We start from the raw sequence: 13,429 nt of genomic DNA on the forward strand, positions 1-13,429 counted from the left end.
AGTGGCGAAGTATCAGGACGAAGGCACGTTCATCCAGAAGACCTGGGCGCTCGGTCATTGGCGCGCCCGCAAGGTCACCATCCCGGCCGGTGCGGGTGTGCTCGCGGAAGCGACCGTGCTCGGCAAGATCACCGCCAATGGCAAGTACATCAAATCGCTGAAGGCAGCGAACGATGGCTCCGAAGTGCCGGATGCGATCCTGTCCGAGGCGGTCGATGCGACCACGAAGGACGTCGAAACCATCGTGTTCATCGCCGGTGAGTTCGATCAGGACGCGCTCGTGCTGGGCGCAGGCCACACCCTCGGATCGATTGATGCGGTCTTCCGCACGAAGTCGATCTGGCTCGTGAAGCCGATGGGCTAACCGAGACTCCAACGAAGCATCTCAACGGGAAGCCCCACTATGAACCTCTTTTCGACTACCGCTCTCAACCGCGTTGTGGAGGAGCTGCCGCTTTCGGCGTTCTTCTTCCTCAACACCTTCTTCACCACTGTCGAGACCTCGGACACGGAGGATGTCAAGTTCGACAAGGTGAAGGGTCGGCGTCTGATCACGCCGTTGGTCTCCCCGATCGTGGCTGGCAAGGTGATCCGCGAGCAGGGCTACAAGACTGCCTCGATCGCCCCGGCCTACGTGAAGGACAAGCGCGTCTTCGATCCGAACAAGCAGTTCAAGCGCCGCGCCGGTGAGAAGATCGGCGGCAGCCTCACGCCCGAACAGCGCCTGCAAGCCTCGATCGCCTTCGCGCTGTCGGAACAGCTCGACATGTGGACGCGTCGCCAGGAAATCATGGCCGCCGAAGTGCTCCGCACCGGCAAGCTGATTCTCGAAGGCGACGACTATCCCCGCGAGGAGGTGGACTTCGGCCGCGCCGCCGGAGCAACCGTCGTCCTCACCGGCAACGATCGGTGGAGCAACGCGGCGGTGAACCCGCTCGACGACATCGAGCAGTGGGGTCAGGACATCTTCATCGAGTCCGGCCTGACCTGCCGTGACGTGATCATGGCCGCCGACGTGTGGAAGGTCATCCGCGCGAAGATGGCCGCGCCGGACACCGATGCTGTGGGCAAGGCGTTGCGTCTTCAGATCGATAACACCAAGGAAACCATTTCGGCCGCGCGCGCCGAGCTGGGTCCGATCCTGATCATGCCCGGCATCCGGCTTGTCGGCGTGTTCGGCGATTACCGCCTGTGGGTGCACTCCGACAAGTACATCGACCCGCTCGATGGCCTGGAGAAGGACGTGCTTCCGGCTGGTGAGATCGTGATGGCCTCGCGTGAGATCGAGGGCGTCCGGCACTACGGCGCGATCCGGGACCTAAAGGCGGGCATTCAGCCCCGTGCCTTCTTCGTGAAGTCCTGGGAGGAGGAGGACCCGAGCGTTCGCTACATCCTGGGTCAGTCGGCCCCGCTGATCGCGCCGTACCGCGTGAACGGCACGCTCGGCGCGAAGGTGCTCTAAGCCATGCCGCTCTACGAGGGTTTGGTGACGATCAAGCGCGGGGGGATTTACCATCCCCCCGGCACGATCCACGACTTCAGCGAGCTTGACGCGAAGGCTCTCGGGCCGTCCCGCGTCCGGCTTGCGCCGGAACAGGCCGCCGCCGAACCGGCGACCGTCGCCGACGTTGCCAGCGACTTCCCTGGCACCGAGACCGCCGGTGGTGCCCCCGGCGACGCGCCGTCCGCCGTTGATGCCCCTCCCACTCAACAGGCGGACGGCGCCAGCAATCGCGTGGCCGAGATCATGCACGCGCTCGATCTGCTCGACGAGAAGAAGGACTTTTGGAAGTCCGGCGCTCGCGCGGGCAAGCCGAAGCAGAAGGCGGTCGAGGACATCGTCGGCTTTGGCATCTCGGACGTTGACATCGACGCAGCGCTGGCGTTGCGCGACGCGGGCGTCTGATGCCCGTCGAGACCGACAACGATCTGCTCATCTTCCTCAACCCCGGCGAGTTCGGGGTTGAGGCGATGTATGTCTCGCGCGCCAACGGTGCCGAGCCGAAGCCGATCCCCGGTCTCTTCGACGACGAAGGAAGCAACTGGAACCCGAACCGCTGGAGCGGAACGGAGTTCCAGGCGCAGATGGGCGCGAGCATCACGTCCACCGGCCCAACGTTCCTATGTCGCACGTCCGATCTGCTCAGGGGCGGCCGGAAAGGCGAGGCCCTGACCATCAAGGATCAGGAATACCGGATCGAGGACAAACGGCCGGATGGCACCGGCATGACGCTGCTGTTGCTCATGGCAAACGACTGACATGGCGCATCCCCGCAAGCTCATTCGCGCGTCGTTCGTTGACCGGCTGAAGAACAGTCTGCCAGACGGCAGCTTCCGCACGCGTGCTCAGTCGCGTGTCTACAAAAGCCGCCTTGCGCCAATCAGCGAAGAAGAGCTGAACGAGGACGGGCCTGCCATCCTTGTTTATGCGCGCATGGAGGAGACGGGCAAACCGCAAGATTACGGCGTGGAGGGCGACGCCACTCATGTCGAGCGCAATCTCACGCTTGTCACCGAAGCGATGTTGCTCGCCGGGAGCGAGGTGGACGACGCGCTCGATGATATGGCCGAAGAGATCGAAGCGGCGATCGACGGCTTCATGATCCCAGGTTTCGAGTCGGCGCAGATCAGGCTCATTGAGTCCGACATCGACGTGGTGACCGAGCAGGTGAAGCGCCCGATCGGCGCGATCGGTCTCGTCTGGAACATCAAGTATCGCACCAACTGGCGCGCTCGGGCGAGCGCCAACGACCCGGACGCGCTCGAAGCGTTCCTGCGCGGGGAGTGACATGGTCAAGTTCCTGCGCGATCCAGCCTACACCGGCGGCGTCTCGGACCCGGAGGCGACGGACATCGACCGTCGCGCCCAGGACGTGGTGAAGTTCGGCCGCGTGAAGGAAGTTGACTACAAGCGGAGCCCGCCTTCCTACCGGATCGAGATCGGCGACGAGAACGACGAAGACAACTACATCCTGACCGATTGGCTTCCGGCGACTGGAGGCCGCGCAAAGGGCGACCGCGAAACGCATTACCTCGAAAAGGGCGAGAAGGTCGCGCTCTTGGCCGAAGGCGGTGAGCTTGCGACCGCCTATGTCATGCCCGCCGGGCAATACACCGAGCAGGAAGACGAGAAGGAAACGACGGACAAGGCGGGTGTCTGGCGCAAGATTTTCCAGAAGCCCAAGAGCAACGACGGGGAGGGCGGTGAGGGCGGCCAAGATGGCGGCGGGGACGGCCAGGAAGGCGATGACAGCGAGATCCTCGGCGAAATCTCCTATGACCGCAACACCGGCGATTGGCTGATCAAGGGCATCGAAGACAAGGGATCGATCACTCTCGAAGGCTCGGGCTGTAAAATCGTCATGAAGGATGGCACGATCACGCTGAAGGCGAAGAACGTCGTGGTCGAGGCCGACGATAAGTTCGAGTCCAAGACGAAGCAGTCGCTGCACACGGCCACCGCCTTCAAGACCATCGGCAAGACTTACCTCGGTCTTGAGGACAAGAACGATATGCCGGAAGAAAAGGTTGTCACCGAAGCCGGACCGGCGAAGCAGACCTTCGCAAAGGTCGGCTAGTAGGCGATCGGAACGGACTGTCGAGCAGCGCGCCGACGTGTCACGGTGCGCTTCATGGCGACGATCAATCTCACCACGGGCGAGAAGTTGGAAGGCATCGACGATGTCTGGCAATCGATCGCGACCATTCTCGGGACCACCATCGGATCGCTCGTGATGGCCCGTGACTTCGGCTCGAAGATGCCGCGCCTTGTGGATCGTGCCGTGTCTCAGGTGACCGTCATCGAGTTCTATGCGGCCGTGCCCGACGCCATCAATCGCATCAACCCCGAAGCGCTCATGGCTGAAGAGCCGCGCTTTCGCATCATTCAAATGACGCTCTCCGACATGACGGACCAAGGCAACGCGACGTTCGACATCGACGGCATCTATTACCCGCGCGGCCACCTTGGCGACTACTCGGAAGCGCGCGACGCTCAGGGGCGCGTCGTGGTCGCGAACAACGTTATCGTGGGGAGCTACGTGTAATGGACGCTCCGCTCCCGAACATCCCTTTGCCAGTCATCGAGCGCGAGCCCGAGTTCGAGACGCTGTTCAACAACCGCCTCGCTCAACTACGCGGCCTGCTCGCCGATGTTGGTTTCGATTGGGACACGCACATGCTGCGGTCCGATCCACTCAACCGCTTCTGCCGTCACGCAGCTTATGGCGATCTGCTCATGGTCTCGGCCATGAACGACACCTTCCGCGCCACGCTGACCGACTTCGCCCAGGGCGCGGATTTGATTGCACTGGCTTCCGATTGGAACCTCACGCGGGCCGATGGTGAGACGCTTGAAGATCTGCGCCGCCGCCTTCGGGAGACGAAGAAGGGGCAGGGCGGCTTCACCGACAACTGGTATAAGCGCTATACGTTCGCCTCCGATCCGCCGCGCGTCGATGACGTGGGCGTTGCAGGCGATGCCAAGGGCGGCGTGATCGTCTCGATCCTCTCGAAGGACAACGGGGGCGTGGCGAGCGATGATCTGCTCGCGACGGTGAGCGCTGCACTCAATCAGCCGAGCGTTCGTGGTGACAACGACCATATCACGGTCGTCCGCGCGGTGATCCGCACGGTCAACGTCGAGGCCGACATTTGGCTGCTGCCGGAAGCCACGATGGACACGACCATGGCCGCCTCACAAGCGGCGCTGGTCGCCGAGTTCGCGGCCGAGCGTCGCTTGGGCTGGGACTTCACATCCGACTTCGCAATTGCCGCGCTGCGGACGATCGGCGTCAAGCGTGTGTCGCTGGTCTCCCCAGCACCCAACAGCGTTGTGGTGACCGCGTCGAATGAGGCCGTGGCGCTCGGCACCATCAAGCTCAATTACATGGGTCGGGCATACTGATGACCGATCTTGCCGATCTCGCGCCACGCAACTCCACGCCGCTCGATCTGGTCGCTATTCGGACGGCAGACGCACGCTCTCGGTATGCGGCGATCGTCCAAGAGATCGCGGATATTCGCTATCGCGACGTGATCCCGGACGACGTGCTGCCGTGGCTGCTGCGCCATTGGGGGCTCGAAGACGCGGCTGCGTTTATGGACGAACACCAACGCCTCTACAAGGAGGGGAAGCGTTGGCAGACCGTCCGGGGCCGCCTGGAGGCGTTCCAAATCATCTTCGAGTGGCTTGCCCTCAATGGCGTGCATGAACGCGGCACGCATGCCGACGTTCGCTTTGGGCTGTTCCAGATCGGCCTAGACGGCGAGCCCGAGCTGAAGACGCTCCTCAACCTGATCGGCCTTGCAGACCTCTCTAAGGGCGCTGCAAGCGTCCTGGGACGCGTTTATGGCGGCTATGACATCCGCCCGATGCGGCTCGACATGATGCCCCTTGACGGCGCGCTGCTCGACGATTGGTCCGGCGTCTATCTGGAGGGCATCGGGCCGAAGCTTTCGTTCGGCCGCCTCCACGGCGAGGAGATCTATTTCGGAGCGCAAATCTCGAGCAGCTCGGACGGCCTGGTCTCCGGGACCGCGCGCTTCGAAGAGGGCTTCGTTCTCGACCGCTCGCAGCTCGACGGCGAAGTCCTCGAACCGTCCGTTGTCTCGATCCAGGCGGCGCTGTCCGGCGAGACGATCAATCTCGCCGACACTGTCTTCATGCCGTGGCCCAGCGCCCGTTGGGGCCAATCCTGGAACTTTGAACCCTTCATCATTTACGGAGGCCCTGATGGCACTTCTGGTTAATAGCGGTCGCGCCGGTCTGGCCGCCGCCCTCAAAGCTCGCCCGATGTTCTTCGCCTGGGGACGCGGGGCGTCGTGGTGGGGTGCGACCGACGTGAAAAACAAGACGTTCGCGGGCTCACCCGAGAAGTTCACGCTCGATCACGCGCCCGTTGCCTCGGTCGTGGTGAACAACGCAGGCAGCGCTCAGACCTATCAATCGCCCGCTGACTACCTGTTCGATCCGAACAGCGGTGCTGTGACGCGCGTCAACGGCGGCGCGATCCCCTCGGGAGCGACCGTCCAAGCGCAGGCCGTCTACGGCACCCCGCCCTTGAGCGCGAGCGACGTTGCCCTGACCGGGGAGGTCGGACGCCGCGCGGCTTCCGCCGTTGAGTTCGTTACGCCCGACCCGAACGGCAACCTCTACACGCCCGGCGGCGAGCGTTGGTCCGTATCGAGCACCGCCACGCGCTACCTGTACGTCGCCACGCAGTTCGATTTCCTCGAAGCTGCTACCGAGACGATCCGCGAAGTGGGCATCTTCGTCGATAGCGTGCGCGCGGCGGGAGTGCCCGAAGGGCAACTGTACTTGACTCCCGAAGAAGTGGCCGAACCCGGATACTTGCTTCTGCTCGACCGCTTCGCCGGTATCCCTCGGTCCCCGAGTTCTCGGCAGGGCTTCTCTTACGTCTTGGTGATCTAATGGCAGACGCTCGCGACCAACTCCCGACCTACATCAACACCTTCGATCGGGCGAAGGGTTACCAGCGTCTTGCGGCTCACTATGACCGCTTCCTGACCAGCAACGAGATCAATGTCATTCAGGACATTGAGGCGAACCGCGTGAAGGGTATTGCGGATGCCTTCTGGCGCGACGGTTCGCTCGTGAGCGGCGGCGCGATCGTGCTCGGGCCGATCACCAACGGCACGGTCGAGGCTCGCTTGGCGGCAGCCAAGGTCTACATTCGCGGCGCTGTTCATGACATCGAAGCGCGCAACATCACGATCTCGGCCATCGGAACCGTGGTCATAGGCATTCGCCTGCGCACCTTTACCGTGACCTATGAGCAGGATCCGACGCTCAAGGGTATGGCCCCCGGCACGCGTGCCCAGGGCGAGCCGGGGGCGTCCGCGCTCGCCATGCTCGGACGTTGGGGCTATGAGGGCGACGGCGAGGAGGGCGACTTCTTCCCGATCTACACGATCAAGGACGGCACGATCGACACGCCGACCGAGCCGGGCATGGACGATGCCTGGGCGAACTTGCTCGCGCGCTATGACCGGGAAGCGCACGGCGGCTATGTCGTTGAGGGCTTCAACGTCAAGGCGCTGGGCCTCGATGAAACCGGCAAGCAAGCCTTCACCATCTCGGAAGGAACGATCAACGTTTACGGCTACAAGCGCACGCGGCCTGCGTCCGCTCGCCTGCGCGTGACCGAAGAGCCCGAGATCATGCTGATCGATGACGAGCCTCACGCGGTCAATTCCGGCACGCAGACGATCAAGGTCCGGTTTGCGCCCATCGCGGCCGTGAGGGAAGTCACGATCATCGCCGAGAAGACCGTGACGCTCACGCACGGCACCTATACCGGCGTTTCGGACACGCTGCCCGACCCGACCGTGCTTTCGATCCGGCAAGTCAGGCAGGGCACGACCGTCTATGCGCCGACCGCCGACTACAAGCTGACCGGCGCGGCAGTTGACTGGTCGCCGAGCGGCGCGGAGGTTGCGCCGGGCTCGACCTATCAGGTCACGTATCGCTATCTGACCAATGCGGTTCCGACCAACGTGACGCGCGACTCGTTTGATATCACCGGCGCGGCTGACGACACGACGGCCTTCGTGAAGTATGACACGAAGCTGCCGCGCTATGACGCGATCGTTGTCGATCAGGCGGGCGCGATCTCTTACCTCAAGGGCATCAGCTCGCTATACGCGCCGCAGCCCGCCACGGTCGCGCCGACGCTTCACAAGCTCGCCGATGTCTACAACAATTGGGGGCTCGTCCCGACCGTGAAACAGGTCGCGACGATCCGTATGCCGTTTGCTGATCTGCGCAGCCTCGAAACGATGGTGAGCGATCTCTACGCGCTGGTCGCTGAAGAGCGGCTTCAGCGGGACGTGGACCGCAAGGAAGTGTCTTCGAAGCGCGGCGTGTTCGTCGATCCGCTGCTCGACGACGATATGCGGGACCAGGGCCTGCCGCAGACGGGCGCGATCTTCGGCGGTCTGCTTTGGCTGCCGGTGACCCCGACCGTCTCGATCATGCCTCTGTCGGCGACGACGCTCGACTTCACCACCGAGAACGTATTCGAGCAGCGCCAGATCACCGGCGAGTCCAAGATCAACCCCTATGCGTCGTTCGCGCCGCCCCCGACCGATGTCACGCTCGATCCGTCGGTCGATCTGTGGACCGATACGCAGAACGTGTGGACCTCCGTCTTCACGTCTCGCGTCGCATGGCAGCGTACCAACTTCGCCGCCGGGCCGCTGATCGGCACCTCGACACAAACGACCGACCGCATCGTGAACAGTGTCACGACTGCGGAGGAGAACATCCGGCAGCGCTCGGTCGGCTTCACGATCCACAAGTGGGGCTTCAACGAAGTCCTGAAGAAGGTCACGTTCGACGATATCGACGTGACCCCGCCGAACGTGCGCGCGGATGGCAATGGGACCGTTGTCTCGGCATTCCAAATTCCGGCGGGTGTTCCGGTCGGCGTGAAGCACGTCGCGTTCGAGGGCATGGGTGGCTCGAAGGCCGACGCGCTCTATACGGCCTATGGGTGGCTCACCACCATCAACAACGAGCGCACGGTCGTCACGACCTATTGGTACAGCGCCGACCCGCTCGCGCAGACCTTCCGCTTGAGCGAGCCGCGCCAAGCGCTCGGCGTCGATGTCAAGTTCACCAAGGTCGGCGACCGGAGCAAGCCGGTGCGTCTCCAGATTCGGGAAGTCGAGCTGGGCATCCCGACTGAGCGCGTTGTCGCCGAGTCCCTAATTGACATGAACACCGTCACGGTCATCGATCCGCTCTCGGTTGCGCCGCGCGTCGAGTCCGATTGGACCTATGCGCCGTTCGCCCGGCCCGTGACGCTGCGCGAGGATCGCAGCTATGCGATCACGCTCCTCACCGACGACGCGACGCACTCGGTCGCTATCGCCGACCTGGGCGGCTTTGACCAGCTCAATGGCTGGGTAACCAGCAACGCGTTCCCGCTGGGCACCTTCCTCGACGGCTCGGACTCTCGTACTTGGTTGCCGAAGCCGGGTCGCTCGCTGGGCTTCCGTCTGCGCTGCGCGAAGTATGCGCCGGCGGCGCGTTCTATCGAGGTTGGCACGGTCGATGTCGTGAACTGCTCGGACCTGATGCCGCTGATCGCGGCCGAGCGCCCTGAAGGGACGGCAATCGAAGTCGAGTTCGAGGCCCCGGACGGTGCGAAGTACGTCACTGCCCCGGCGGTGAACATCCAACTTCCGGTCTCGATCACCGGCACGTTGAAGGTCCGCATGCGGATCACGGGCACGTCCAGCCTGTCGGCTCTCATGCTGCCTTTCCTGCAAGTCGTCGCGGGCTCGATCCAGCCGAACGGCGACTACATCACGCGCGCCTTTGAGGCCGGGACCGACTCGAAGATTCGTTTGATCCTGGACGTTTACCTGCCGGGCAACTCGACGTTCGAGGCCAAGATTCAAACGGGCGTCAACGCTGGGCTTCCGGTGTGGTCTGCCGCCAACGCGCTCACCCTGGAGAAGGCCACGCCGCTCGGGGATGGCTGGGAGGAGCGTCAGTACATGCTCGACCACGTCTCGATATCGGCCTCGCGGGCTTACGTCAAGCTCGGCGGCGGCCCGGCGGCACGCTCGAATGCTCGCAACATCCGCGCAGTCGCGGTCAAGTCCACCACGGGGGCCTAATAGATGACTGACGAGACCACGCAGCGGGGCTACCCGCTGCCGAACCCCGACAACATCGCGCGCGACGATGCGACCCGCATCCGCAGCGCCATTGCGATGATCAACGACGACGTGACCGAGCTTGAAGAGCGCAATGTCGTTGCCACCGAGACGGAAACGGGCAGCGTACGTCTCGCCACAACCGCAGAGGCCAGCGCCGGAACGGCGACCGATCGCGTGCTTACCGTCAAGCGCACGAAGGATATGATCACGTCGGCTCTGCAGGCGATCCAAGGCGCGATGACGGCGCTACAGGACGCCGTCACGAAGCAATTGACCGACAATGACGCTGAAGTTGATCAGGCTATTCACGATCTGAATGACTCAGTCGCGACCCAGCTCCAGAGCTTCACGACCACTCTGGCCGCGAAGTTCGACAAGGCTGGCGGTACGCTGACGGGCGACGTCTCCCTCGACCGGGCGAACGGTGGCATCAACATTCGCGGCAAGCTCGGCGGCAAGGATCGCTGGGTGCTCCAGCTTGGCGATGGCGCGGCAGAAGGGGCCAACAACGCGGGGTCAAACTTCAATCTTCTCCGCTATGCCAACGATGGCACGGTCCTCGATACGCCGGTGAGTATCAACCGCGCCTCCGGAAGCTTTGCGATCAAGGGCAATGTCACGCTGAACGGCACTTTCTCGACGACTGCGGGCGCAACCTTCGGCGGCGATAGCAAGGTGGCAGCCCGCTTCGCCATTGGCGGCGAGCCGGTCGGCGGATCGCAAGCTGGCGACGTAACCGTAATCCGCGCGGGTTCTCCAACGACTGGCGTTGTCTTCCTTGGCAATAGTGGAGCGCGCTACATCTATTGGGATGGAAGTAGCTACCAACTCGGTAGCGCTGGGGCGATCTGGCACGCTGGAAATATCCAGCCCGTGACATCTCTGCGCGCTGTCCACGCGGGCGATCTCGACCAGAGTAGCGTCGCACAGGTATCGGGGGGCACCGACAACTTCGGGACGATGTGTGCCGTTTCCGGAATCTTCACCAGCAACTTCACCGGCAACACCACCTATCGCTTCCGCTATCATCAGTACGCAACTCCGCAAGGATGGTTCAACTTCAACTAAGGGGACGATCATGAACATCATCGACCGGGGCTATTGGGCATCGTATATTCCCGACCCGTTTCCGCCCGAGCTCGCCATCAACACGGCGTTCGCAAAGCGCGAGAGCGATGGGCTCGATTGGTACGAAGCGCTCTACGGCGAAACGGCACTCTTCGCGCCTGGGACCGTGAAGGCAACGGTCTGGCAGTTACCGAACGGTGATTGGCAGGTACAGGCGGTGGATCGCGACCCGTCGCGGATGTTTCCGCCGGGCGCTCGTGTGATCGAGATCGAGGGCTATACTGGTTCTGATCCATTCGCGGACTTCAGCGGGAAGAAGTTCGACCCGGTCGCAATGAGCGTGGCGGACTTCCCGGTCGTATTGACGGTCTCGCCGCGCCAGATCAGGTTAGCGATGACCAAGATGGGCGTGCGGCAGCAAGTCGAGGACTACGTTAAGTCTGCATCACTCGACGTGCAAGATAGCTGGGATTACAGCACGCAGTTCGTCTCCACCGATCCAATGGTAGCGGCCTGCATGCAGGCACTTGGCAAGTCGGAGGGTGATCTGATTGCACTCTTCCAATTGGCAAAGTCGCTCTGATCTGGGGGCTACTGGAACGGTCCCGACAACTAAGCGGGCGCTTCCTACGGTGCTCTCAATCCCAATGCTTCGAGGATTGAGAGCACACATATGTCCCTTACCGACTTTCTGCACGGCGTCGAGACTGTCGTCGTTGACTCCGGCCCCCGGCCGATCCAGACCGTCCGCTCGTCCGTCATCGGATTGATCGGCACCGCCCCCGGAGCGAACGAAGTCGCATTCCCGCTCGACTTTCCGGTTCTCGTCAATCGTCGGCAGGCCGCTGCGATGATCGGCACGACCGGCACCCTGCCGCAAGCTATCGACGCAATTTACGATCAGGGCGGCGCTCTGATCGTCGTGATCCGCGTTGCGGAGGTGGAGCACGAGAACGAGCAGCTTTCGAAAGTGATCGGCGGCGTGGATGCCGACACCGGCGCATTCACCGGCGTTCACGTCCTGCGCGCTGCGGAGGCCGAGTGCGGCGTTGCGCCGATGATCTTCATCGCGCCGGGCTTCACCCATCAGCGCCCGATCGGCGTGAGCGGTCACACCGTCATGTCCCAGGGCAACGGCTACACCCACGCGGAAGTTGTCTTCACGGGCGGCGGCGTCGGCGCGGTGCTTCCGTCCGCGACCGTAATCCTGACCAACGGCAAGGTGACCGGCCTCGACTTCAAGTCGCTGGGCTATGGCATCGTGTCGCCGATCACCGCGACGATCACCGGCGACGGCACCGGCGCGGCGATCACGATCCTGACCGGCGCTTCGGCGAACCCGGTGGTCGGCGAGCTGAAGCAGCTCGCGGACGGCATGAAGGCGCACATCATCGCCGATGGTCCGGCGACCACGGACTCGGCCGTCTTCGCCTATCGCAACGACCACGGCACCCGTCGCGTGTTCATCGTCGATCCCAAGGTGTCGGGGTGGTCGGTGAAGACGAACACCTATGCGCTGGAGCCCGCGTCGCCGCGCGTCGCCGGTCTGATCTCTCGCGTGGACAACAACTCGGGCTTCTGGGAGTCGCCGTCCAACAAGGAAGTCTACGGCATCGGCGGCATCTCGCGTCCGATCGACTACGCCTATGGCGACAAGAACAGCCGCGCAAACATCCTCAACGAAAACCAGATCGCGACGTTCATCCGCGACGACGGCTGGTATCTGTGGGGTAACCGTACCTGCTCGGCTGACCTGAAGTTCGCCTTCCTGTCCGTGTCACGGACGGCCGACATGATCGATATCTCGATCGCGAAGGCGCACCGCTGGGCGGTCGATCGCTCCATCACCAAGAACTACCTCGACGACGTGGTCGCGTCGGTCAAGGCGTACATGCGGCAGTTGAAGACCAAGGGCGCGATCCTTGGCGGCGACTGCTGGGTCGATCCGGAGTTCAACACGGAGGCCGACATCACCGATGGTCATGTCACCTTCTCTTATGACTTCACCCCGCCGTATCCGGCCGAGCGCGTGACCTTCCGGTCGCATCTCGTCTCCGACTACATCCGTAACCTCTTCGCATAACGGGGAAAAGAGATGATCCCGCGCGTACTTCGCAACTTCAACACCTTCGTCAACGGGACCGGCTGGGCCGGTCGCGTTGCCGAAGTCGAGCTGCCGGACTTCCAAGTGAAGACGGAGGAGTATCGCGGGGGCGGCATGGACGCCCCCGTCGAACTCGACATGGGCTTGGAGGTCATGACCGCCAAGTTCACCTTCGGCGAATACAACACGCAGATTCTCGGGCTGTTCGGCAACATGGACGGCAACGCTGCGCGCGTGCAGCTCCGTGGCGCTCTTCAGCGCGACGGCGAGGCCGCCGTCGCGATGGTGGTCGATCTGCACGGCGGCTTCAAGGGCAACACCCTTGGGAGCTGGAAAGCCGGTGACATGACGCAGAACGAAGCCGAGATGACGCTTCGCTACGTCAAGGTCCAGATCGGCGACACCGTCGCCATCGAGATCGACGTGGACAACATGATCCGCATCGTCAACGGCGTGGATCAACTCGCCTCAATCCGGGCAGCGATGGGCATGTAATGCGGCGAGACTAGCCCCTCTAAGCGTAAGCGCACGGGCTAGTCTCTTCGAACCATCAACGGGAGAACT

Annotated in this window: 15 protein-coding genes; all 15 read left to right on the top strand. The window is 63.1% G+C overall.

Going from position 1 to position 13,429, the window contains the following annotated elements:
* The first annotated feature begins 1 nt into the window (after position 1).
* The 15 genes from QX070_RS31535 to QX070_RS31605 all read left to right on the top strand — a co-directional run bounded on the left by QX070_RS31535 (position 2) and on the right by QX070_RS31605 (position 13,360).
* Positions 2-364 carry a head decoration protein gene (locus QX070_RS31535; protein ID WP_315741046.1) on the top strand — a complete coding sequence of 121 codons (363 nt, stop codon included), beginning with the start codon at positions 2-4 and terminating at the stop codon, positions 362-364.
* Positions 365-403: 39 nt separating this feature from the next.
* Entirely contained in the window at positions 404-1,462 is a 1,059-nt protein-coding gene (locus tag QX070_RS31540; protein ID WP_315741047.1) for a major capsid protein, read from the top strand.
* A gap of 3 nt (positions 1,463-1,465) precedes the next feature.
* Entirely contained in the window at positions 1,466-1,906 is a 441-nt protein-coding gene (locus QX070_RS31545; protein WP_315741048.1) for a hypothetical protein, read from the top strand.
* Positions 1,906-2,259: a head-tail joining protein gene (locus tag QX070_RS31550; protein ID WP_315741049.1), complete on the top strand. Its 354-nt coding sequence runs from the start codon at positions 1,906-1,908 to the stop codon at positions 2,257-2,259. Before QX070_RS31545 ends, QX070_RS31550 begins: the two co-directional genes overlap by 1 nt.
* A 1-nt stretch (position 2,260) precedes the next feature.
* Positions 2,261-2,788: a hypothetical protein gene (locus QX070_RS31555; protein ID WP_315741050.1), complete on the top strand. Its 528-nt coding sequence runs from the start codon at positions 2,261-2,263 to the stop codon at positions 2,786-2,788.
* Between the two features lies 1 nt (position 2,789).
* Positions 2,790-3,578: a hypothetical protein gene (locus QX070_RS31560; protein WP_315741051.1), complete on the top strand. Its 789-nt coding sequence runs from the start codon at positions 2,790-2,792 to the stop codon at positions 3,576-3,578.
* Between the two features lie 54 nt (positions 3,579-3,632).
* Positions 3,633-4,046, top strand: a complete 414-nt coding sequence (locus tag QX070_RS31565) for a phage baseplate protein (protein WP_315741052.1) — start codon at positions 3,633-3,635, stop codon at positions 4,044-4,046.
* Complete coding sequence (locus QX070_RS31570; RefSeq protein WP_315741053.1) at positions 4,046-4,906, top strand: baseplate J/gp47 family protein; 861 nt, start codon at positions 4,046-4,048, stop codon at positions 4,904-4,906. The genes QX070_RS31565 and QX070_RS31570 overlap by 1 nt, the downstream gene beginning before the upstream one ends.
* Complete coding sequence (locus tag QX070_RS31575; RefSeq protein ID WP_315741054.1) at positions 4,906-5,751, top strand: hypothetical protein; 846 nt, start codon at positions 4,906-4,908, stop codon at positions 5,749-5,751. The genes QX070_RS31570 and QX070_RS31575 overlap by 1 nt, the downstream gene beginning before the upstream one ends.
* A complete protein-coding gene (locus QX070_RS31580; protein WP_315741055.1) occupies positions 5,735-6,433 on the top strand; it encodes a hypothetical protein in 699 nt (232 codons plus the stop codon). Before QX070_RS31575 ends, QX070_RS31580 begins: the two co-directional genes overlap by 17 nt.
* A complete protein-coding gene (locus QX070_RS31585; RefSeq protein WP_315741056.1) occupies positions 6,433-9,651 on the top strand; it encodes a DUF4815 domain-containing protein in 3,219 nt (1,072 codons plus the stop codon). The genes QX070_RS31580 and QX070_RS31585 overlap by 1 nt, the downstream gene beginning before the upstream one ends.
* 3 nt (positions 9,652-9,654) lie before the next feature.
* Positions 9,655-10,761: a hypothetical protein gene (locus QX070_RS31590; RefSeq protein ID WP_315741057.1), complete on the top strand. Its 1,107-nt coding sequence runs from the start codon at positions 9,655-9,657 to the stop codon at positions 10,759-10,761.
* Positions 10,762-10,771: 10 nt separating this feature from the next.
* Positions 10,772-11,344, top strand: a complete 573-nt coding sequence (locus QX070_RS31595) for a hypothetical protein (protein ID WP_315741058.1) — start codon at positions 10,772-10,774, stop codon at positions 11,342-11,344.
* A gap of 90 nt (positions 11,345-11,434) precedes the next feature.
* On the top strand, positions 11,435-12,844 hold the full coding sequence (locus QX070_RS31600) for a phage tail sheath C-terminal domain-containing protein (RefSeq protein WP_315741059.1): 1,410 nt from the start codon (positions 11,435-11,437) through the stop codon (positions 12,842-12,844).
* A 12-nt stretch (positions 12,845-12,856) separates the two neighbouring features.
* Positions 12,857-13,360, top strand: a complete 504-nt coding sequence (locus QX070_RS31605; RefSeq protein WP_315741060.1) for a phage major tail tube protein — start codon at positions 12,857-12,859, stop codon at positions 13,358-13,360.
* Positions 13,361-13,429 lie beyond the last annotated feature (69 nt).

Source organism: Bradyrhizobium sp. SZCCHNR1093 (assembly GCF_032381175.1).
Taxonomy (GTDB): domain Bacteria; phylum Pseudomonadota; class Alphaproteobacteria; order Rhizobiales; family Xanthobacteraceae; genus Bradyrhizobium.